The organism is Dysosmobacter welbionis, assembly GCF_005121165.3.
GTDB lineage: Bacteria > Bacillota > Clostridia > Oscillospirales > Oscillospiraceae > Oscillibacter > Oscillibacter welbionis.
The window spans coordinates 2,378,533-2,399,046 of the sequence record NZ_CP034413.3 but is presented as its reverse complement, the minus strand read 5'-3'; the positions used below and the strand labels follow the sequence as shown (position 1 = coordinate 2,399,046).

The window sequence follows — 20,514 nt, the reverse complement described above, 5'->3', positions numbered from 1 at the left end:
GTATGAGCGAATATGAAACGCCGCGAGGATGGAGCAGTCAGGGAGGTGATGAAAGCACTGCTTCGGAGCGATCTACGATTTCATAAAAGAATGGTGGCAGATTTGGCGCGATGACTACATGGGGGCTTAAAGATACTTCCTCACGGCCCGCCAAAGACTTGGGGGGAACCCTGCGGCACACGTTACGAACGATGCTGCGGAGTTATGACATCCGCGCCAGCGGAGACCTATTGTGTTCCCATCGTCAGGGGGCGTGGCAAATGTGACGAAAGCTGAGAAATATAAATAGGAAGCGTTTGCCGCTTTCTGTTCAAAATCAGATACCATGCGCTGGTGGTTTCGGCTGCCAGCGTATTCATGTGATTTTGAACAAACACGATGACAAACTTGACGGATTGGAGGAAATATGCTTTATGGAAAAACTTATTACGCGAAAAGAAGCAGCAGAAATTTTGGGTATCAGCATTGCAACGCTGGACGCGGCCCGTAACAATGGCCTTATTTCTTATGTGCAATATGTGCAGAATGGCTGTGTGTACTTTACCTCGGCGGGCCTTCAGGAGTATATCGCAAAATGCACCCACAGAGCAAAGCCAGCAGAAAAGAACGCAACATATCGTAAACCTCGCAGAGCTGGAGTGTGAGCCGGTCCGTATCCTTGTCGAAATCATAATGGTCTGATAAAACATAGATACAGCGCTGGAGTATATTCTTAGGAGGTGGAGGAATTGGCAAATAGGAAAATAATGCTTCCTCAATATGGCACAGTTATGAAAAGAGGTGTCCTATATTATAGGACCAGAATCAAAGACACGAATGGTAAGCTCGTAGCTATCTACGCAAAAACACCTGAAGAACTATACAACAAAGAAACGCTTGCGTTGGAACAGATTGAGAATGCCACTTTTCATCGGAAAACGCCCACAGTTGCAGAGTATTGTGAAAAGTGGCTGCTGATGCAGTCGGTTCATGTACGAGCTACTACTTTGACGGATTACACCTCAAAGGTCAGGCGGCATATTATAGCGGAATTGGGAGATAAACGGATGGGTGAGGTTAGCCTGGATGATATTCAGCTTGCCCTTGTTCCGGTTTCCAAGAAATCTGCATCGGTTTATAAATCTGTGGTAATCCTTTACAAATCTATCTTTCGCGCAGCGATGGAAAGCAGGATCATTGACCATAACCCGACGATTTATCTCACGACAAAAGGTGGCGGTGTTCCACAAGAGGATCGTCAGGCTTTGACAGATGAACAGGCAGCACGCCTTTTGGATGCTATCCGAGATTTGCCGCCTTATGTCTTTGTCATGATTGGTTTATATGCAGGGCTGCGCCGGGAAGAAATTCTTGCTCTGCAATGGGATTCAGTATATCTGGATACGGATACTCCATATCTGACGGTAAGGCGGGCATGGCACACAGAACACAACAGACCGGTAATCTCAGACGAATTGAAAACCAAGGCTGCGGAGAGAAATATCCCTCTTCCTGTTTGCTTGGCTGAGTGTTTGAAAGCAGCAAAGGAAACATCGACTTCGGAGTATGTGGTTTCAAACCGGGACGGCGAACCGCTGTCCTACACGCAGTTTAAGCGACTTTGGCAGTATATTGTTACGAGGACGGTCAAGGAGCGGAGCTATTATCGGTATGAAGATGGAAAAAGAGTAAAGCATACTGTCACACCTGTCTTGGGGGAAAAGGCTGCTCATAACGGAAAAGTGGTTTACAGTCTGGACTTTGAAGTAACACCCCATCAGCTGCGGCATACTTACATTACCAATCTCATTCATGCATCGGTAGATCCCAAAACGGTTCAATACCTGGCAGGCCATGAAAGCAGCAAGATTACCATGGACATTTATGCAAAGGTTAAGTACAACAGACCAGATGAGCTGGTCAGATCAATGAGTTGCGCGTTTGCAAGCTGGGACGCAGCACAGTAATAATAAAATAGGAAGTAAAGCAGGAGCGAGGCAAGGATGTCTCGCTCTTTGTTTTACATCAGCCGTATCTTTGATTAAATCGAGGCTTTCTGATAAAAAGAGAGTGTAGATACGGAGACTACACATTATCAAGAAAGGACGATCAAAGATGGCAAAAAAGAAAACACAGATCCCGAAGTATGGGACCATTACATTGAAAGGAATTCAGTATTACAGAACCAGGATTACGGATGCAGATGGCAAAGAGTTGAGTTTGTATGCCGCTACTTGTGAAGAATTGTATGAGAAGCAGTTAGAGGCCCGGAAGAAGGTGGAAGAAATTATCTTTCACCGGCAGCACCCGACAGTAGCTGAGTATGGAGAGAAGTGGCTGCTGATGCAGTCGGCAAAGGTGTCTGCGTCTACACTCAGAGGTTATACGAGGGATATGACAAACTATATCATCAAACCTCTGGGAGAGATGTATATGGAAGAAGTGACTGCTGACGATATTCGGCTGGCTCTTGTTCCATTGTCAAAGAAATCGGAAGGCTTATACAATAAGGTCAATATGCTGCTCAAGTGCATTTTTTATGCGGCAGAGAGAAACCAAATTCTTGAACACAATCCCTGTGCGGGAATATCCGGTAAAGGCGGAAAACCGACAAAAAAGAAGGAGGCATTGACAGATCAGCAGGTAGCCGTGCTTCTGGATACAGTCAAGGGGCTTCCTCCATATTTGTTTATTATGCTCGGTTTGTATTCCGGTCTGCGTCGGGAAGAAATTCTTGCACTGCAATGGGATTGTGTGTTTCTGGACGAGGATACACCTTATCTATCGGTGAGGCGGGCATGGCGTACAGAGCATAACAGACCCGTGGTTTCTACGGTGCTAAAGACTCCGGCAGCAAAAAGGGATATTCCGATACCGAAGTGTTTGGTGGACTGTCTGAGAGAAACGAAAGAAAATTCCATATCAGATTATGTGATCGCTGACAGCAAAGGAGAGCCACTGGCTGCCTCGCAGTTCCAAAGAGTGTGGCAGTATGTCGTTGTCCGCTCCACTAAGCCCCGGAACTATTATAAGTATGTAAATGGGGAGAGTATCAAATATACGGTTACTCCAACGCTGGGTATGACCCAGAAGAATCAACCCCAAATCAAATATACGCTGGACTTTGATGTGACACCTCATCAGCTGCGGCACACTTACATCACCAATCTTCTCTATGCGGGCGTTGATCCAAAGACAGTACAATACCTTGCCGGACACGAAAACAGCAAAACAACTATGGACATCTATGCAAAAGTGAAGTATAATAAACCAGAGGAGTTGTTTGGGGTAGTAAATGGTGCGTTTCATCAGGCTATCGCTGAATGAAAAAAGGCCGTTTTTTATGGTCCGCACACCGGATAACTGAGAAGCAGAAAGCCGGAAAAGCCCGGAATATCAAGGAAAAACAGCTCAAAAACTCGCGCAATACGGCCTCAAGGCCGCCCGTCGGGCTCCCCAGTTCTCCAAGCGCTGATTCTTCGATTGCACTTTCAAAAATCCCGCCACAGCAATGTGGCGGGATTTTTTCTTGTACTCCTGCAGCCCCTGCACAACGGAGCGGCACTTGCCTTCACGCCCTCCGTGTGCTACTATATCCCACAACGGCAAATTTCGACAGGAGGTTTTTATGCAGACAAAGGATCTATTGGATTGCAGTCAGGACGTCCTGCGTGCGGAAAAGGCGCTGGAAGTTCAGTATGAGGAGTATTACGAACAGCTGGCCGACCAGCAAAGCCTCTCTCCGGAGGAGCAAGCCGCCCTGCGAAGCGACGTGACCCGGGAGGTGGAGATGCTGGAGGATGCCTCCTCCTGCCTGCGTCAGGCCCATCAGTGGGCCTCCGACAAGGCCGACGAGCTCACCACCCGCCTGCGGGAGGGGCAGGAGAGCTCCCAGCGCAAGGGCCTCTTCCGCCGTGCCCCCGCCAACTCCGTTATCGACCTGGAGGAGGAGCAGGCAGATAGCTTTGCCTCCGGCGTCAACTTTTACAAGGTCGCTTTGATCTGCATCGCCGGCAGCTTTGCGGGCGTGGTGGTGGAGATCCTGTGGTGCCTCTTCCGCAACGGGTATATCGAAAGCCGCTCCGGCCTGGTTTACGGTCCCTTCAACCCTGTCTACGGTATCGGCGCAGTGGTGATGACCCTGGCCCTGTACCGCTATCGCAACCGCAGCTCCTCCATCTCCTTTTTCGGCGGAGCTGTGGTGGGCAGTGTCATTGAGTACCTGCTCTCCTGGGGGCAGGAGACTCTCTTCGGCTCCACTTCCTGGGATTACAGTCGGATGCCCTTCAACCTCGACGGCCGGATCTGCCTGCTCTACTCTTTGTTCTGGGGCATTCTGGGCGTCCTGTGGATCAAAAGCCTCTATCCCCGGGTCGCTCAGGTGATTTTGAAGATCCCCAACCGGTTCGGCAAGGTCCTCACCTGGGTCCTCACCATTTTCATGGTCTTCGACTGCGCCATGAGCCTGCTGGCAGTGGACCGCTGGTCCGAGCGGGTCCGCGGAGAGACCCCCGTCTCCGCCGTGGATGTGTTTTTTGACGAGCATTTCCCAGACAGCCGCATGGAGCGCATTTACGCCAATATGGAATTCGGCACGAATCCAGCCTGATCGGCGCAGCAGAGCGGCGGGCGCTATGCGCCCGCCGCTCTGCTTTCTCTTACGTATAGGACCGCTCCACGTTCACCACGGCGTAGTAATTGCCGTCCAGCGCCCGCACGGCGCTGCGGATTTTCTGCTCCACCTCCTGGTCCGTGAGGCGGAAGCCGAAGGGCACCACCGCGTCGAAGATCAGGTTCGTATGGGTGGGTCCCGCTACCATGCGGAAATCGTGGATGTCGATGGCGTCGTCGATGCAGTGGATCAGGGTCTGGACCCGCCGCCGGGTCTCCTCGGTGACGCCGTCGTCCGTCACCACCGGGTCCATGTGGATCACTGCGTCGCAACCCAGCTTCTCCCGCAGCTCCTTCTCCACGTTGTCGATCTCATCGTGGAGGGCCAGCACGTCCTCGTTGGCGGGCACCTCCGCGTGGAGGGAGATCATCACCCGGCCGGGGCCGTAGTCGTGGACGATCAGATCGTGGATGCCTAGAATGGTGCTGTGGGCCATCACCAGATCCCGGATGCGCTGGACGAACTCATGGGTGGGCGGCGTGCCCAGCAGGGGGTCCAGCGTGTCCCGCACCGCATTGATGCCGGACCAGAGAATAAAGGCCGCCACCAGCACGCCGCACCAGCCGTCGATCTCCAGGCCCGTGAAACGGCCCACCAGCGTGGCGATCAGCACCGCGGCGGTGGCCACACTGTCGCTGAGGGAGTCCATGGCGGTGGCCTCCATGGCGGGAGAGGCCAGCTTCTTCCCCAGCCGCCGGTTGTAGAGGAACATATACAGCTTCACCAGAATGGACGCGCAGAGGATCGCAAAGATCAGCGGGCTGGAGTCCACCGGTTCCGGATGCAGGATCTTCTCAATGGACGTCTTCCCCAGCTCCAGGCCCATCAGCAGGATCAGGACCGATACCGCCAGGCCGGAGACGTACTCCATCCTCCCGTGGCCGAAGGGGTGTTCGGAGTCCGGCTTCTGCCCCGCCAGCTGAAACCCCACCAGTGTCACGAAGGAGGACCCGGCGTCCGACAGGTTGTTGAAGGCGTCCGCCGTGATGGCGATGGACCCGGAGAGGGTGCCCGCCAGAAACTTTCCGGCGAACAGCAGCACGTTCAGGCAGATGCCCACAATCCCGCAGAGGACGCCGTAGGCCCTGCGGGTCTCCGGCTCTTCCCGGGCCGGGTCCGGTTTGATAAACAGCCGCGCCAGCAGTGAGATCAAAGCAGGTTCCTTCCTTTCCATGGGGCCGCGGCCCCGGTGTCTATATCCAGCCGGGCATCTCCGGCCAGGAAAAAGCCGCCCTGCGGCGGCGTGGTTTTGGGCCAGGGTGCGCTTTTCCGTCCCATGGCCGGACCGGTGGAGCGGATCAGTTCCGCTTTCCGGGGATCACCAGCTTCATGTGGCAGCAGAGATCGTCCAAGTCCCGGTCCGTGGCGGCCGGGATCCGAAGCTTGGCCCCGCAGTCCCGGCAGATGAGATCCACGGCGCTGCGGCGGATCTCCATACCGTACCGTCCGCTGCCGCAGGCGCAGGTGATTCCATCCGGCCGGGCGGCGATATCCTTCAGCTCAGACAGGATCTCGTACATGATGACGTTGTCCACAAATGCCTCTTCGCCGTCCTCCTGCTGCTGGTGCTCCTTCTCCGCCAGCACCGCCAGATCCCGCAGGTTTTTCTCCACCGTCCCCTCCGGGCCGATAAAGCAGCAGAATTGCCGCGTCTTGGCGCAGCCCAGGGCGGTGGCGCCCCGGAGCACCCGCTCCGGCGGGCAGTGGGCCTCATGGGTCTCCCCGCAGATGCCGCAGGGGACGTAGATGTGGTACTCTGTCCCGTCGAACTCCACCTTCAGGGCAGACTTGCCGCAGGCGCACTCCACCTCGGCGTTGGATGCCTCCAGCGCAAAGACAGATCGGGTCCCCATGACGGTTTTGCCGCACTGGGGGCAGAGGTATCCAAATGTCCGCATCTCTTCTTTCATGGTATGCGCCTCCTGACCGGGATGTTTCCATTAGATGAAGATTATACCACCACGCGGAACAGTTGTACAGAGTTTTTTGAACATTAGCAGAGGCTAACTGCCCGTTTTCTCTGAAAACAGGTCTGTTCAAGTCGTTTTTTCTGTGCTATGATGGGGCAAAAGGAGGGAGCTGTATGTATCATCTGCTGTCCGTGTCCTCTGCAATGCTCATCTCCTTTTTGATCGGCCTGCTGTTTGCCGCTATGTGTGCCATTGTGGGCCGCCAAAAAGGGTATTCCACTGCATTGTGTATCCTGCTGGGCTTTTTTGGCAGGCTCATTTGCTTGCTTATTCTGATTCTTCTACCAGATCGGATGCAGGAGCAGTACGAGTCCGACCATCTGAAGCAGGAGCTGTCCTCTCTACGCCAACGGATGGCCGAACTGGAGCAGGCTTTGGAACCAACGCCCGCCCCGGAGCCTGCCGCCCCGGCAGCGGATGCTCAAGCAGCGCCCCCCAAGCGTCCGCCGGACGCCCCTGCCGTCTTTCCCGCCCGGACGGAGGAGGTCATCGCCTGCCCCCGGTGTGGCCGCCACCAGAAGGGCAATCGGGATTCCTGCTACGCCTGTGGCCTGCCGTTTCAATATGAACATGAATAAGTACAGGAGGTGCCGCTATGTTTGCTGCGCTGAACCTTGATGCGAACGACGCCTCGATCTCTCCCTCCTGATCGTCATGGCCTGGGCAGTCATCAGCTTCTTCTGTGGCCGTTATGGCCGGGAAAAGGGCTACTCCTTCTGGTTCAGCTTCCTGTTGTGCCTGTTGGGGCAGCTGATCGGTCTGCTGGCAGTGCTCCTGCTGCCGGACATCGCCCGTATCCGTGCGGACGCCGTAGGACGTGACCGCGCCCAGGATCAGGAGATCGCCACATTAAAGGCGCGCCTGGCTGTTTTGGAGAGCGGATCTGGCACACCTGCTGGCACCCGAGTTGAAAGCCCGCCTGCCGCCCCCGCCGTCTTTCCCGCCCGGACAGATGAGGTCATCGCCTGTCCCCGCTGCGGCCGCCGCCAGAAGGGCAATCGGCATTCCTGCTACGCCTGTGGCCTGCCGTTTCGATATGAACAGGAATGACCTTTCAGAGGTCCGGCTTCCGCCGGGCCTCATATTTTTGCCTCTTTGGGACAATCTAGCTACGAAAACTTTCTTCAATTGCGAGGTGGCGCATCATGAATGACAAGCGTCTGGGCCGCCAGACCGTGGCCCTGGCCCATCCCCCCTCCGTCCTCTCCTTTTCCAATATTGGGGGGAAATTCGAGGGCCAGGGCCCCCTGGCGGACTTTTTTGACGAGATCAGCAACGACTCCTTCTTCGGGGAAAAGACCTGGGAGAAAGCAGAGTCCGCCATGCAGAAGACGGTCCTTCAGCGAGCGCTGGAGAAGGCGGAGCTGACGCCGGAGGACCTGGACTATATCCTGGCCGGAGATCTGTTGAACCAGTGTATCGGCTCCTCCTTCGGCCTGCGGGACTTCCGGGTGCCCTTCTACGGGCTCTACGGTGCCTGCTCCACCATGGGAGAGAGCCTGAGCCTGGCGTCCCTGCTGATCGATGGCGGCTACGCCGACCGGGCCGCCGCCCTGACCTCCTCCCACTTCTGCACCGCCGAGCGGCAGTACCGGATGCCGGTGCCCTACGGCAGCCAGCGGACGCCCACCGCCCAGTGGACGACCACTGCGGCTGGCTGCACCATCCTGGGCAGCGACGGCCCCGGCCCCTACGTCACCCACGTCACCTGCGGCCGGATCGTGGACAAGGGCATTACGGACGCCAACAACATGGGCGCCGCCATGGCCCCCGCAGCCTACGACACCCTTTCCGCCTTCTTCCGGGACACCGGGTACAAGCCCGCGGACTTCGACCTGATCCTCACCGGTGACCTGGGAGAGCTGGGCCACGCCATCGTCCGGGACTTCTTCCAGCGGGACGGTGTGGACATGGGCCCCCAGTTCCAGGACTGCGGCCTGCTGCTGTATGACCGGAAGCACCAGGATATGCACGCCGGAGCCTCCGGCTGCGGCTGCTCTGCCTCCGTGCTCAACGGCTATCTCCTGCGCAAGATGCGGGAGGGCAAGTGGAAGACCATTCTCTTCGCCCCCACCGGGGCGCTGCTCTCCCCCACCTCTTCTGGCCAGGGGGAGTCCATCCCCTCCATCTGCCACGCCGTGCGCCTGAGCGCCGTCCGGGAGTAATTGGTCAACCTATATAAATTTCGGATAAATTTTTGGCGGATTCAGCAGATTTCTTGTGAAGAACGTGTCTTGACGCTGTCCGTCTACCGTGGTAAAGTGTTCTCCATCAAAGGCAAGGGCGCCTGTGAGACCATCTCACAGACGCCCTTGCCTGTATTTGTTCCAAGGCGCGGCGTGACGCGCGGCCGCCGCCCGTGGTGATTTAGGAGGGAACACGATGTATTCATCAGTCAACACCATCTGGGTCCTGCTAGGCGCGGCGCTGGTCTTTTTGATGCAGGCGGGCTTCGCCATGTGCGAGGCCGGCTTCACCCGGGCCAAGAACACAGGCAACATCCTCATGAAAAATCTCATGGACTTCTGCATCGGCACGCCGGTCTACTGGCTGCTGGGCTTCGGCCTGATGTTCGCCAGCGGCGGGGCCCTGATCGGCGGCCTGGACCCTATGGTCCAGGGGACTACTCCGCCATCCTGCCGGAGGGCGTGCCCCTGTTCGCCTATCTGATCTTCCAAACCGTTTTCTGCGCCACATCCGCCACCATCGTCTCCGGCGCCATGGCGGAGCGAACAAAATTCCTCTCCTACTGTATCTATTCCTTCTGCATTTCTGCCTTCATCTATCCCATCTCCGGCCACTGGATCTGGGGCGGCGGCTGGCTCAGTGATCTGGGCTTCCACGACTTTGCCGGCTCCACGGCGGTCCACATGGTGGGTGGCATCTGTGCCTGTATCGGCGCCGCCATCCTCGGCCCCCGACTGGGCAAATACGACAAGGACGGCAAACCCCGGGCCATCCTGGGCCACAGCCTCTCTCTCGGTGCCCTCGGTGTGTTCATCCTGTGGTTCTGCTGGTTTGGGTTCAATGGGGCCTCTACCGTCTCCATGACCGGAGACAACACCCTGGTCTCCGCGGGGCTGATCTTCGTCAACACCAATATGTCTGCTGCCGTCGCCTGCTGCGTCACCATGCTGTACACCTGGCTCCGCTATAAAAAGCCAGATGTGGGCATGACGATGAATGCCGCCCTGGCGGGACTGGTGGCCGTCACCGCCGGATGTGATGCGGTTTCCATCGGCGGCGCCGCCATCATCGGCATCGCAGCCGGCCTGCTGCTGCCTATCTCCGTGAACTTCTTTGACTCTGTGCTGAAGATTGACGACCCGGTGGGCGCCATCTCTGTCCATGGCGTCTGTGGGGCCGCAGGTACCTTGCTCACCGGACTGCTGGCAGTGGACGGCGGTGTGTTCTACGGCGGCGGCTTCCATTTCTTCGGCGTTCAGTGCCTGGGTGTAGCGGCCACGGCGGTCTGGACCATTGTCACCATTACCATTGTGTTCCAGGTGCTCAAGCATACCATCGGTCTGCGGGTTTCACCCGAGGAGGAGGTCAAGGGACTGGACATCACCGAGCACGGCCTGCCCACCGCCTATGGCGGCTTTGCCTTTGCCTATGACGATACCCCAGACGGCGCTGCTGTACTGAATCCTGCCGCCCCGGCCGCCGCGCCGGTCCCGGTGCAGGAGGCGGTGCCGGTGGAGGTGGTCACTGCCCCGGCAGATGCGGTATCCGCTTCCCCCGGCGTCAAGATGACCAAGGTAGACATTCTCTGCAAGATGGAGCGGTTCGATGCCCTGAAGCGGGCCATGTTCGACATCGGCATCACCGGCATGACTGCCATCAACGTCATGGGCTGCGGCGAACAGCGGGGCAAGACCGAGGGCTACTTCCGGGGGGCCAGGGTGGAGGCCACTATGCTGCCCAGCATTCAAGTGTCCATTGTGGTGTGCAGGCTGCCTGTGCGCCTGGTGGTAGAGACCGCCAAAAAAGTTCTGTACACCGGCCATATCGGCGACGGCAAGATCTTTATCTACGACGTGGAGAACGTCATCAAAGTCCGAACCGGAGAAGAGGGATACGGCGCACTCCAGGATGCGGAATAAACATCTCTTTTCGCCCCATGGTTTCATCACGGCCCGGAGATCTGTGTCTCCGGGCCGCACTGCATAATCCCGCCGGAACCGGGCACACTGCTCTTATGAAAAGAGGGGGAGACATCTCATGGAATATCTCAACGCGTTTCTCTGCGGCGGTATCCTGTGCGCCGTGGGACAGATCATCATCGACAAGACTCAGCTGACCCCCGCCCGCATTCTCACCGGATACGTGGTAGTGGGCGTGCTGCTCAGTGCCCTGGGGCTGTATGAGCCCCTGGCCCAGTGGGGCGGCGCCGGGGCCACGGTCCCCCTGACAGGCTTCGGCCACACGCTGGCCAAGGGCGTCCGGGAGGCGGTGGCCTCCGATGGCTGGATCGGCATCTTCACCGGCGGGCTCACCGCTGCGGCGGGGGGCGTCACGGCCGCCGTGGTGGCGGGCGTGCTCATGGCGGCCATCTTCCGGCCGGGGGACAAGCGGTAAGGGAACCGGGGCCGCCGCGGCATTCGTGCCCGCAGGCGCATCAAATTCTGGGTTCAGCCGCCTCCTGCGCACGGCCGAAACCACTTCCCGCCCCATCTGTGCAAGACCTGTCCGTCTCCTATGGCGGGCAGGTTTTGCGCGCTGGGTCTGCAGCTCTAAAAGAGTGGCTGCAGCCACTTTTTTGCGGTCTCAGGGCAACCGTTGCCGCCCTGTTCTTATTTTGTCATTTTTTTGTTGTTCTTTCCTGTCCGGTTTCCTGCTATACTATGGTCACCGACAAAAATCGACAGAAAGGAACATCCGATCATGCGCCGTTTTACCGCACTGCTGCTTGCCGCGCTGATGCTGCTCTCCCTGGCTGCCTGCGGGCAGGGAGCCTCCGCTGGCGGCTCCGCTCAAAATGCCGCCGGAGACCCGACTCCGGAAGAGGAGGCCCCGGAGTTGCCGGAGCCGGAACCCTATGAGATTTCAGACCCCACGGTCATGCCGGAGGGCGGCGTTCGGGACGGTGTCACCTACGCGGCCTATGACGGCATCGTGGAGCACCTGTTCTTCCATCCAGTGGTGGCCTATCCGGAGCTGGCCTTTGACGGAGACGCCCAGGCCAACGGCATTGACGATTACATGGTGACGGTGGATGAGTACAACAAAATCCTCCAGAGTGTCTATGACAAGGGCTACGTGCTGGTGGACATCGGCGATGTGTGGAGCGAGACCACCGGCGAGGACGGTCAGCCTAAGATGGTTCGGAACACCCTCTACCTGCCGGAGGGCAAAAAGCCCCTGATCCTCTCCTACGACGACACCAACTACTATGAATATATGCTTGCCAATGGCTTCACCTACAAGCTGGTGATCGGGGAGGATGGCAAGATCGCCTCCTGGGGCAAGGACCCCCAGGGCAATGAGGTGACCTCCCGGGACCTGGACGCCATCCCCATCCTGGACAAGTTTGTGGAAGAGCACCTGGACTTCTCCCCCTTCGGCGCCAAGGGCTGCCTGAGCCTGACGGGATATCAGGGCATCCTGGGCTACCGCACCCAGACGGATCAGGATGTGGAGTGGACCGCGGAGCGGGAGGCCAACCGCCAGAAGGAGATCGAGGCGGTGAAGCCTATTATCGCAGAGCTCAAGCGCACCGGCTGGACCTTCGGCAGTCACACCTGGGGGCACATCCGCCTGGGCACCAAGAGCCTGGAATCCATCCAGGCGGACACCCAGCGATGGTTTGACGAGGTGGGCAGCCTGGTGGGTCCCACTACCATCCTGTTTTACCCTCACGGGGAGCGGCCCGACGGCAACGACTGGCAGAACACCGGCCCGGTGTTCCAATACCTCCAGAGCCAGGGCTTCCGAGTCTTTGCCTCCGTGGGCATTGAGAGCTTCAGCTATATCAAGAAGGATCTCTGCGCCGTCATCTGCGACCGGCTCCACCCGGACGGCACCACCCTGCGCCATTCCAGAGACCGGTACTTGCAATTTTACGACGCAAAGGATATCATGGATGTAACGGTTCGTCCCCAGCGGGAGATCGACTGGGCGTAAGGGGGGAGAGCCACCGTGAAAAGGTGTGTCTATTTGTTTCTGCTGTCCATCCTTCTGGTGGCCGGGCTGACGGCCTGCGGCTCCGGGAAAGCAGAACAGGAGGTTCCCTCCCTGACTGAGATCGAGGGCATGACGAATGATGAAGCCGCTGAGGCCCTGTCCGGTTTTTGCCGCCAGGACATTCTGGACGCCTGGGGAAAGCCGGGCGGCGGCCTGTCCGGCCTGTTCGGGGACATTTATGATGCCCCCACCCTGGGCGGCTGGGTGATCGTCCAGTATGATATCCCGGCCACCACCAGCACGGACACCGACCTGAATGCTCTGCCGGTGAGCTGGGTGTCGCTTCCGGCCGTCAGTTGAGCGCATCTTGCAAAGGAGTGTATTTCCATGACCCGTGAAGAACTGAAGGCCGCGGCCGTCGCCATGCTGGACCGGGCCTACATCCCCTATTCCCACTTCCCCGTGGGCGCCGCCCTGGAGTGCAGCGACGGTACGGTGTTCACCGGCTGCAACATCGAGAACGCCTCCTTCGGTCCCACCATCTGCGCCGAGCGGACCGCGGTGGCCAAAGCCGTCAGCGAGGGGCACCGGGACTTTGTCCGCATCGTGATCGCCGGGCGGAGCCGTGAGCTCTGCGTCCCCTGCGGCGTGTGCCGCCAGGTGCTGCGGGAGTTTGCCCCCAACATCGAGATCATCTGTCTCAACGGCGCCGGAGAGGAGCGGACCTTCACCCTGGAAGAACTGCTGCCCCACAGCTTTGGCCCGGAGTACCTGCAGTGACGGCTCCCGCCGAAGGGGCGCTGCGCATCCTGAAACTGGAGCCGGTGGACTTTTGCTGCGGGGAGGTCCTGGCCGAGTCCCAGATGTGGGTGCTGGCAGAGGACCGGACCGGAAAGCGCCTCTCCCGCCGGATCCCAGCCACCAAGGCCGCGGAGCTGGGCCTTCTCCCAGGCGGTTTCTGCCGCCGGTCGGATCTGCACATCTGAATCAAAACATGCCGCCGGTGCTGAGGCACCGGCGGCATGGGCTTTATACCAGCTTTTCAAAGTAGAAGAAGGTGTCGTCCTCCCCCTTCTTCCGCATACAGGCCGACAACATCTTGTAGGACGCCTGGTTCTCCTTGTAACACTTGGCCACCACCCGGCTCAGATGGATTTTGTACAGGCCCCACTCCGCCACAGCAGCGAAGGCCTCGGTGCCGTATCCGTTTCCGGCGTATGCCTTGTCAATCCGGCAGCCCAGCTCCGCGCCGCCCCGGCAGTCGAACCGGTACAGCACCGCCTCGCCGATGAGCTTCCCATCCAGCCGGACGGCAAAGTTCACCGCCTGCCGGTTTTCAAAATCCCGTTTCGCCACGTCGAAGAAGCTCCGCTCCTCCACCCGGCCGCCCAGGCCGCCCACATCGTCATAGCCCCACCAGCGGTTCCGGTCGGCGTCCAGCACCAGGGCGTTGTAGGCGGGGATATCCGCCTCTGTCAGGGCGGAGAGGGTCAGCCGCTCCGTCTTCAGCTCCGGAATGGCCTGCACGTGGTTCAGCAGCTCATTCTGGGGATCGAACCGGTACTTGGGCGCCAGCCTGGCCGGGCCGTACTGGAGCTTGGAAGTCCTGAGGCCCTTGTCCGCCGCGTCATCCTCCCGGTTGATCCACTGGCAGCCATCGCCAAAGGCGTCGGCGAATGCCTGGACCAGCGCAGGATATACACCGGTATAGGAGTAGAGGGCCTTTTCAATGTGGATGATCAGGGTGTCCCCACACTTTTCCGCCAGGGACAGGGCGATCAGCTTCTCCCCGTCAAACATGCCGCCGGTGAAAAAGTAGGGCTTGCCGGTCATCTTCAGCATCTTTTTGGCCAGCTCCAGCTCATTTTTGGCCTTGGCGTTGCTGTCCTTGGGGAACTCCGCCTCATAGTCCTGCCAGAACTGCTCGATCACCGGTGCGTCCGCCGCCGTCAGGGGGCGGAACTGCGCATCCGGCCACTTGGACCGGAACTTGTTGATGTGGTTCCGCTGGCCGGAGTACCGCCGCCCGGCGAAGAACTGCAAATCCTCCCGGTAATAGACGTAGTCCCGCCAGGTCCGCACATCGCTGACCCGCACATAGGGATACCGGCCCAGCAGCTTGGCGGCCCTGCACTCCGGCACCACAGAGATCACCGGGGGGATACCCCGCTCCAGACAGTCGTTCTCAATGGCCTCCAGGGCCGCATCCTCGTCCCCCTCCGGGCCGGGAACCGGGTAGTCGAAGACTACCTGGCCGTCGATCTCATTGCGGACCACCAGGCATCCGGCAATCTCCGCCCAGGCCGGGTGGAGCGCGGCCTTCCACATGAGCTTGGTGCCCACGGAATACTCACACAGGCCGAACTCACAGGTCTGGTAATACCGCCGGAGGCGGGGGGCCTCCTGCTTTGTCACTGGTTTGAACTCTAGCATACTTTCATTCCTTGTCCTTGATCGTAAAGCACGGGATATGCCTGTGCCGTTTCCTACTCTTCCCGCAAAGTATATGCCCCGCTCCGCAGGGGTGCAGTCGTTTTCGCAACAGCTCTCCGGGCTGTCAGCGGAGAAAACGGCCGCGGGTGCCAGCCCGCGGCCGCTGCGTCACACATCAGTTCATCTGCTTGCGGCGGCTGAGATTCATCGTGCCGTCCTGCATGGCGTTCAGGGAGTCCAGACTCTTGCCGGTGCCCAGCGCCACACAGCTGATAGCGTCGTCGGCAATCACTGTGTGAATGCCGGTCCGGGCCGTCACCAGCTTATCAAAGCCGGAGACCAGGCTGCCGCCGCCCGTCATGACGATGCCGTTGGTGGAGATGTCCGCCACCAGCTCCGGCGGCGTCCGCTCCAGTACGGAGTGGATGGCCTCCATGATCCGCTCCACCGGCTCCTCAAAGGCATCCATCATCTCCGTGGAGCTGACGGTGACCACCTTGGGCAGGCCGGTCAGCAGGCAGCGGCCCTTCACGTCCATGGTCTCCTCCTCGTCCTTGGGGAAGACACAGCCGATCTGCTTCTTCATCTCCTCAGCGGTGCGCTCGCCCACCAGCAGGTTGTGCTTGCGGCGCATGTACTTGACCACGGCCTCGTTCAGCTGGTCGCCGGCGATCTTGATGGAGGCGCTCTCCACCACGCCGGACAGGGAGATGACAGCGATGTCCGCGGTGCCGCCGCCGATGTCCACCACCATGTGACCGTCGGGCTGGGTGATGTCGATGCCAGCGCCGATGGCTGCGGCCACCGGTTCTTCAATGAGGTAGACCTTCCGGGCGCCAGCTTGGATGCCCGCGTCGATGACGGCGCGCTCCTCGACCTCCGTAATGCCGGAGGGCACGCAGATGATGACCCGGGGCTTGAAGAAGGACACGCCCGCCACCTTGTGGATAAACTCCCGCAGCATCCGCTCCGTCATGTCGTAGTCGGAGATGACGCCCTCCCGCAGGGGGCGGATGGCGATGATGTTGCCGGGGGTCCGGCCCAGCATGGCCTGAGCCTCTGCGCCCACCTTCAGCAGCTTGCCGGTTGTCTTGTCCATGGCCACCACGGACGGCTCGTTCAGGACGATTCCCTTCCCCTTTACATATACCAAAACCGACGCGGTACCCAGATCGATACCGATATCCTTCGTCATGGACATACTGACTCCACCTCATTTGATCTTTCTGTCTTATAGTATAAGCGGTTTTCCCGCGAACAATCATACAGTCTTTATTATACTGGCAGTTTCCTGGGAATGCAACACTAATTTGTGAACAATTTCCACCGATTCAGGCCTTTTTCCCGCTGTCCCTCTCCAGCGGCGTCAAGGCCGCTGCGGCGCAGACCACGTCTGCCGCTCCGGCCTCCCGCAGCACCCGGGCGCACTCTGCCAAGGTGGCGCCGGTGGTGCAGATGTCGTCCACCAGCAGGATACGATGCCCCGAGATCCGCTCCGGGTCCACCGCCTCATAGACCCCCAGCACATTGGCCCGGCGGGCGGCAGCTTCCTTCAGTCCCGACTGGGCGGGGTTGTGGACGGTCTTGCGCAGCAGCGGCAGCGGCTTCGTCTCCCACAGGCGGCAGGCGCTCTCCGCCAGCAGGCGGGCCTGGTCATACCCCCGCTGACGCAGGCGCCTGGGGCTGACAGGTACCCAGGTCACCGTGTCGAACGCTCCGGAGAAGTGCTCCGCCGCGCACCCGGCGATCAGCTCTCCCAGGGGCGCCGCAGCAGAGGACATCCCCCGGAACTTGAAGCGGTGGAGCCCCTCTCGGGCCAGGCCCTGGTACCACAGAGGCGCCGCGCAGAGAAAGCCGCCGGGCCCCCGGCGCAGGGCGTCGGCTCCCTCCGTCCAGGGAAGCTCCCCGCGACAGGTGTCACAGATGCCCGGTCTGTCCAAAACACGGCCGCAGAAGGGGCACTTGGCTGGGAAGATGAGGTCCAGGAGGGCGGACAGCAGGCTCATCGTTTCTCTGCCTCCGCCAGCAGTTCGTCATACGTGGTATGCAAAGCGTCACGGATACCCCGGAGCTGGGAAGCCTTGATATGCTGAGCCCCTCGTTCAATCTTCACCAGCGATTCCCGGGTGATTTCCACGCCCTCCAGCTGGAGCAGGCGGACCAGTGCCATGGGCTTGATGCCTCGATTTTTTCGGATCCGCCGAATATTGGCTCCAATCCGGATGTCCTGCTTGATCTTCTGCTCCTCCATAGACGCCTCCGCAACAGGACCTGTTTCGGTCCGATTTTGCTTTATTCTATGGAGGAAAGGTAAAAAAATGGGACCCATATGGGTCCGTGTTGCACGCCTGTTCTATGAAACCGTTGGCGTCAGTTTCCATCTGCAAAACTCAGCCATGACGGCTGGGCGGATACGCAGGGGACGCCGGATGGCGGCCTCGGGGTGTCTGCTCCCGCAGGGGCTGGTCCAGCAGGGATACAGCCCCCGTTTCTCTTTTGTCTTTCCAAAAGGGAAACGGGGGTGTATCTGCCCAGCCAGCAGCATAACTGCCCGTCCCGCGTCCAATGGGACGCACCCCATCCTCCACCGGCAGCAAACCTGGCGGCCTTTATCTCTCCGCCGGATCCGCAAAATGTGCCAGCCTCCACCGGAGGCCGGAATACCGCCGCTGCTGACGGTCGTTGGCCGCCATGGCCCGGATGGCCGCGTCGTCCCCCACCACGATCAGAAGCTCTCTTGCACGGGTCAGGGCCGTGTACAGCACTCCCCGCACCATCAGGGACGGCGCTGCCGGCATGGCCGCCAGCACCACGCACTGGTACTCGCTGCCCTGGGCCTTGTGGACCGTCATGGCATAGGCCAGATCGATCTCATTGAGCATATCCAGCGTGTACGTGGCGATCCGGTCATCAAAGTTCACCACCAGCAGCTCTCCGGACGGGTCGATCTCCACGATCCTTCCCACGTCTCCGTTGAACATGCCGGTGCCCACGGTGCCGTCCGCCTTTTCCCATACCACGTTGTAGTTGTTTTTCGTCTGCATGATCCGGTCTCCGGTGCGGAACAGCCGCTCTCCCCACTGGATCTCCCGTTTGTCCGCCGCCGGCGGGTTCAGCGCCGCCTGAAGACAGCGGTTCAGATTCTCCGTGCCGCTGGGCCCCTTCCGGGTGGGCGTCAGCACCTGGATCTGGTCCGCCGGGATGCCCATGTGGTCCGGCAGCCGGGTTTTGCACAGCTCCACCACCGTGGAGAGGGTCCGCTCCCCATCCCGGCGGCAGAGGAAGAAGAAGTCTCCCTGGTTGTTGGCCAGCTGGGGCGGCTGGCCCAGGTTCACCGCGTGGGCGTTGCGGATGATGGCCGACTGCTCCGCCTGGCGGAACACCTCCCGGAGGAACACCGTCTCCACCCTGCCGCTGCGGATCAGGTCGGAGAACACGTTTCCCGCCCCCACGGAGGGCAGCTGGTCCGCATCCCCCACCAGCACCAGCCGGGTGCCGGGCCGCAGGGCCCGCAGCAGAGCGGAAAACAGCGCCAGGTCCACCATGGACATCTCATCCACGATCACCGCGTCCGCCTCCAGCGGCTCCTTTTCCGTCTTTTGGAACGTCACCTGATGGGTGACGTCGTTCCAGCTCATCCCCAGCATCCGGTGGACCGTCTGGGCCTCCATGCCGGTCAGCTCGCTCATGCGCTTGGCCGCCCGCCCGGTGGGGGCCGCCAGGACGATCTCCAGGCCCATCCGCCGGAACAGGGCCACGATGCCCCGGACTGTGGTGGTCTTGCCGGTGCCGGGGCCTCCCGTGAGGACCAGCACCCCCGTCCGGGCGGCCAGCTCCACCGCCTGCCGCTGCAGGGGCGCATAGGTGATGCCCTGCTGGGCCTCCAGCTCGTCCACCGCCCGGCCCGCCTGGGCACTGCGGTCTGTATCCGCAGCCAGCAGCCCCGCCAGGCGGATGCAGGCGGAACACTCCGCCTCCCACAGCCGCCGGAGGTAGCAGGCCTCCACATGGGCCACCTGTTCCTGGACCACCGCGCCCCGTTCAATGAGGCTGTCCAGAGCCTGCTCCACCAGCTCCGCCCCGCTGTCCAGCAGCTGGGTCGTGGCGGAGATCAGCTTGTTCCGGGGCAGGAACACGTGGCCGTTGTTTTCATTGTGGCTCAGCTCAAAGGTCACCGCCGCCTGGAGCCGCTGGTCGCTGTCCGCAGCCAGCCCCATGCCCATGGCGATCCCGTCGGTGACGGAGAACTCCACCCCGCACGCCTCGCCGGAGAGGAGGTAGGGATTCTCCCGCACCTTCTCCAGCGCCGCGTCGCCGTACTGCCGCCGCAGCTCCATAGCCAGGACAGGAGGCAGCTGGTACTGGGCCAGAAAGGCCATCAGCCGCCGCAGGCCCATGTGCTGGCGGAAGCTCTCCGCGATCTCCTGGGCCTTGCGGGCGGTGACGCCTTTGAGCGTGGTCAGGCGCTCCGGCTCCCGCTCCAGAACGTCCAGGGTCTCCGCCCCGAACCGCTCCACAATCCGCCGCGCGGTGGCGGGGCCCACCCCCTTGCAGATGCCTGAGGAGAGATAGCTGAAGATCTCCTCCTCGTCCTCCGGCAGGCTCCGCTCCAGCTCCACCGCCCGGAGCTGTTCCCCGTGCTGGGGGTGGGTCTCCGGCACGCCGGAGACCGCCAGGTGCTCTCCCGGCGCCACGCAGGGGATACAGCCCACCACCGTAATCACCTCACCCTCCTCCGTCAGGAGGCGCAGGACCGTATAGCCGTTCTCGGCATTTTGAAAAATGATGCTATGTACCGTTCCCTCACAGGTGACCAGCTCTTCCATGCTCTTCCTCTTTCGTATGCTCGTTTTCGTCCAGACGGATCACAGCGCCGTCCGTCAGCGCCACCCCCGGATCCCGGTCCGCCAGATAGGCCGCCAGCGCCCGGGCGTCCCGGGTTAGCCCACAGTCCGCCAGCACGATTCTGGCCCCGGGCAGGCGCCCCCGCAGGCGCCGCAGCTCCCGCACGTCCGCCTCCATGGCCAGGGCCTCTCCCCGCAGGGGCAGCACCAGCAGCAGCCCCGGCACCGCCGGCCGCCCCGCCCGGAAAAAGGCCCCTGCCACGATCCACACCAGGGTGGTCACGCCCACCGCGGAGAAGAACGCGATCAAACCGTCTTGCAGCAATGTCATCCCAAATCACCTCGGGATAGTGTATGCAACGGGGCAGATTCGGTGTTCCGGGGCGGGAGTGTTTGGGGTGCGTCCCATTGGACGCGGAATGGCAGCTATGATGATAGCTGGGCAATGCACCCCCATTTTCTTTTCGGTCTTGCCGAAAAGAAAACGGGC

General features: G+C 60.2%; 20 protein-coding genes and 1 pseudogene. 13 read left to right on the top strand and 8 right to left on the bottom strand.

Going from position 1 to position 20,514, the window contains the following annotated elements; all coding sequences use genetic code 11:
• The first annotated feature begins 413 nt into the window (after window positions 1–413).
• From EIO64_RS12630 to EIO64_RS12615, 4 genes are all read left to right on the top strand, one after another.
• The gene (locus EIO64_RS12630; RefSeq protein ID WP_008728422.1) at window positions 414–644 is read left to right on the top strand and encodes a helix-turn-helix domain-containing protein; all 231 of its coding nucleotides are present in this window, start codon (window positions 414–416) and stop codon (window positions 642–644) included.
• 84 nt (window positions 645–728) lie between these two features.
• Window positions 729–1,946: a tyrosine-type recombinase/integrase gene (locus tag EIO64_RS12625; protein WP_055224659.1), complete on the top strand. Its 1,218-nt coding sequence runs from the start codon at window positions 729–731 to the stop codon at window positions 1,944–1,946.
• Window positions 1,947–2,094: 148 nt separating this feature from the next.
• Complete coding sequence (locus tag EIO64_RS12620; RefSeq protein ID WP_015518835.1) at window positions 2,095–3,306, top strand: tyrosine-type recombinase/integrase; 1,212 nt, start codon at window positions 2,095–2,097, stop codon at window positions 3,304–3,306.
• A 301-nt stretch (window positions 3,307–3,607) separates the two neighbouring features.
• Window positions 3,608–4,588, top strand: coding sequence for a putative ABC transporter permease (locus EIO64_RS12615; RefSeq protein ID WP_025544950.1), 981 nt, complete (start codon window positions 3,608–3,610; stop codon window positions 4,586–4,588).
• Window positions 4,589–4,637: 49 nt separating this feature from the next.
• On the opposite strand, the gene EIO64_RS12610 is transcribed toward EIO64_RS12615, so the two are convergent.
• Both EIO64_RS12610 and EIO64_RS12605 read right to left on the bottom strand, forming a co-directional pair.
• Window positions 4,638–5,804: a cation diffusion facilitator family transporter gene (locus tag EIO64_RS12610; protein WP_174232990.1), complete on the bottom strand. Its 1,167-nt coding sequence runs from the start codon at window positions 5,802–5,804 to the stop codon at window positions 4,638–4,640.
• Window positions 5,805–5,949: 145 nt separating this feature from the next.
• Window positions 5,950–6,561, bottom strand: coding sequence for a hypothetical protein (locus EIO64_RS12605; protein ID WP_021748477.1), 612 nt, complete (start codon window positions 6,559–6,561; stop codon window positions 5,950–5,952).
• 173 nt (window positions 6,562–6,734) lie between these two features.
• Between EIO64_RS12605 and EIO64_RS12600 the strand changes: the two genes are divergently transcribed.
• From EIO64_RS12600 to EIO64_RS12560, 9 genes and pseudogenes are all read left to right on the top strand, one after another.
• Window positions 6,735–7,199 (top strand): hypothetical protein, encoded by a 465-nt coding sequence (locus EIO64_RS12600; protein ID WP_119310508.1) that lies wholly within the window; start codon window positions 6,735–6,737, stop codon window positions 7,197–7,199.
• Window positions 7,200–7,275: 76 nt separating this feature from the next.
• Window positions 7,276–7,671: a hypothetical protein gene (locus EIO64_RS12595; RefSeq protein ID WP_119310507.1), complete on the top strand. Its 396-nt coding sequence runs from the start codon at window positions 7,276–7,278 to the stop codon at window positions 7,669–7,671.
• A gap of 95 nt (window positions 7,672–7,766) precedes the next feature.
• A complete protein-coding gene (spoVAD, locus tag EIO64_RS12590; RefSeq protein WP_021748480.1) occupies window positions 7,767–8,786 on the top strand; it encodes a stage V sporulation protein AD in 1,020 nt (339 codons plus the stop codon).
• A 217-nt stretch (window positions 8,787–9,003) separates the two neighbouring features.
• Window positions 9,004–10,727: pseudogene (locus EIO64_RS12585) on the top strand (ammonium transporter).
• Between the two features lie 118 nt (window positions 10,728–10,845).
• A complete protein-coding gene (gene spoVAE, locus EIO64_RS12580) occupies window positions 10,846–11,202 on the top strand; it encodes a stage V sporulation protein AE (RefSeq protein WP_021748483.1) in 357 nt (118 codons plus the stop codon).
• 306 nt (window positions 11,203–11,508) lie between these two features.
• The gene (locus tag EIO64_RS12575) at window positions 11,509–12,747 is read left to right on the top strand and encodes a polysaccharide deacetylase family protein (RefSeq protein ID WP_119310505.1); all 1,239 of its coding nucleotides are present in this window, start codon (window positions 11,509–11,511) and stop codon (window positions 12,745–12,747) included.
• 15 nt (window positions 12,748–12,762) lie between these two features.
• Window positions 12,763–13,107, top strand: coding sequence for a hypothetical protein (locus EIO64_RS12570; RefSeq protein ID WP_025545243.1), 345 nt, complete (start codon window positions 12,763–12,765; stop codon window positions 13,105–13,107).
• A gap of 27 nt (window positions 13,108–13,134) precedes the next feature.
• Window positions 13,135–13,527: a cytidine deaminase gene (gene cdd, locus EIO64_RS12565; protein WP_021748486.1), complete on the top strand. Its 393-nt coding sequence runs from the start codon at window positions 13,135–13,137 to the stop codon at window positions 13,525–13,527.
• Window positions 13,524–13,733 carry a hypothetical protein gene (locus tag EIO64_RS12560; RefSeq protein WP_021748487.1) on the top strand — a complete coding sequence of 70 codons (210 nt, stop codon included), beginning with the start codon at window positions 13,524–13,526 and terminating at the stop codon, window positions 13,731–13,733. The genes cdd and EIO64_RS12560 overlap by 4 nt, the downstream gene beginning before the upstream one ends.
• Before the next feature lie 43 nt (window positions 13,734–13,776).
• Here the strand turns inward: EIO64_RS12560 and EIO64_RS12555 are convergent, their stop codons facing one another.
• The 6 genes from EIO64_RS12555 to EIO64_RS12530 form a co-directional block, all read right to left on the bottom strand.
• On the bottom strand, window positions 13,777–15,180 hold the full coding sequence (locus EIO64_RS12555) for a GNAT family N-acetyltransferase (RefSeq protein WP_021748488.1): 1,404 nt from the start codon (window positions 15,178–15,180) through the stop codon (window positions 13,777–13,779).
• Window positions 15,181–15,355: 175 nt separating this feature from the next.
• On the bottom strand, window positions 15,356–16,381 hold the full coding sequence (mreB, locus tag EIO64_RS12550) for a rod shape-determining protein (RefSeq protein WP_021748489.1): 1,026 nt from the start codon (window positions 16,379–16,381) through the stop codon (window positions 15,356–15,358).
• A 130-nt stretch (window positions 16,382–16,511) separates the two neighbouring features.
• Window positions 16,512–17,186, bottom strand: coding sequence for a ComF family protein (locus EIO64_RS12545; protein WP_119310502.1), 675 nt, complete (start codon window positions 17,184–17,186; stop codon window positions 16,512–16,514).
• Window positions 17,183–17,431: a helix-turn-helix domain-containing protein gene (locus tag EIO64_RS12540; protein WP_025545758.1), complete on the bottom strand. Its 249-nt coding sequence runs from the start codon at window positions 17,429–17,431 to the stop codon at window positions 17,183–17,185. The genes EIO64_RS12545 and EIO64_RS12540 overlap by 4 nt, the downstream gene beginning before the upstream one ends.
• A gap of 358 nt (window positions 17,432–17,789) precedes the next feature.
• The gene (recD2, locus tag EIO64_RS12535; protein WP_119310501.1) at window positions 17,790–20,006 is read right to left on the bottom strand and encodes an SF1B family DNA helicase RecD2; all 2,217 of its coding nucleotides are present in this window, start codon (window positions 20,004–20,006) and stop codon (window positions 17,790–17,792) included.
• Complete coding sequence (locus tag EIO64_RS12530; protein ID WP_119310500.1) at window positions 19,984–20,355, bottom strand: hypothetical protein; 372 nt, start codon at window positions 20,353–20,355, stop codon at window positions 19,984–19,986. The genes recD2 and EIO64_RS12530 overlap by 23 nt, the downstream gene beginning before the upstream one ends.
• Window positions 20,356–20,514 lie beyond the last annotated feature (159 nt).

What these genes read in the sequence shown, in the direction of transcription:
- EIO64_RS12630 (WP_008728422.1), top strand. Translation starts at nt 414, where the DNA reads ATGGAAAAACTTATTACGCGAAAAGAAGCAGCAGAAATTTTGGGTATC.
- EIO64_RS12620 (WP_015518835.1), top strand. Translation starts at nt 2,095, where the DNA reads ATGGCAAAAAAGAAAACACAGATCCCGAAGTATGGGACCATTACATTG.
- EIO64_RS12615 (WP_025544950.1), top strand. Translation starts at nt 3,608, where the DNA reads ATGCAGACAAAGGATCTATTGGATTGCAGTCAGGACGTCCTGCGTGCG.
- EIO64_RS12605 (WP_021748477.1), bottom strand. Translation starts at nt 6,561, where the DNA reads ATGAAAGAAGAGATGCGGACATTTGGATACCTCTGCCCCCAGTGCGGC.
- EIO64_RS12600 (WP_119310508.1), top strand. Translation starts at nt 6,735, where the DNA reads ATGTATCATCTGCTGTCCGTGTCCTCTGCAATGCTCATCTCCTTTTTG.
- EIO64_RS12595 (WP_119310507.1), top strand. Translation starts at nt 7,276, where the DNA reads ATGGCCTGGGCAGTCATCAGCTTCTTCTGTGGCCGTTATGGCCGGGAA.
- spoVAD (WP_021748480.1), top strand. Translation starts at nt 7,767, where the DNA reads ATGAATGACAAGCGTCTGGGCCGCCAGACCGTGGCCCTGGCCCATCCC.
- spoVAE (WP_021748483.1), top strand. Translation starts at nt 10,846, where the DNA reads ATGGAATATCTCAACGCGTTTCTCTGCGGCGGTATCCTGTGCGCCGTG.
- EIO64_RS12575 (WP_119310505.1), top strand. Translation starts at nt 11,509, where the DNA reads ATGCGCCGTTTTACCGCACTGCTGCTTGCCGCGCTGATGCTGCTCTCC.
- cdd (WP_021748486.1), top strand. Translation starts at nt 13,135, where the DNA reads ATGACCCGTGAAGAACTGAAGGCCGCGGCCGTCGCCATGCTGGACCGG.
- EIO64_RS12555 (WP_021748488.1), bottom strand. Translation starts at nt 15,180, where the DNA reads ATGCTAGAGTTCAAACCAGTGACAAAGCAGGAGGCCCCCCGCCTCCGG.
- mreB (WP_021748489.1), bottom strand. Translation starts at nt 16,381, where the DNA reads ATGTCCATGACGAAGGATATCGGTATCGATCTGGGTACCGCGTCGGTT.
- EIO64_RS12545 (WP_119310502.1), bottom strand. Translation starts at nt 17,186, where the DNA reads ATGAGCCTGCTGTCCGCCCTCCTGGACCTCATCTTCCCAGCCAAGTGC.
- EIO64_RS12540 (WP_025545758.1), bottom strand. Translation starts at nt 17,431, where the DNA reads ATGGAGGAGCAGAAGATCAAGCAGGACATCCGGATTGGAGCCAATATT.
- recD2 (WP_119310501.1), bottom strand. Translation starts at nt 20,006, where the DNA reads ATGGAAGAGCTGGTCACCTGTGAGGGAACGGTACATAGCATCATTTTT.
- EIO64_RS12530 (WP_119310500.1), bottom strand. Translation starts at nt 20,355, where the DNA reads ATGACATTGCTGCAAGACGGTTTGATCGCGTTCTTCTCCGCGGTGGGC.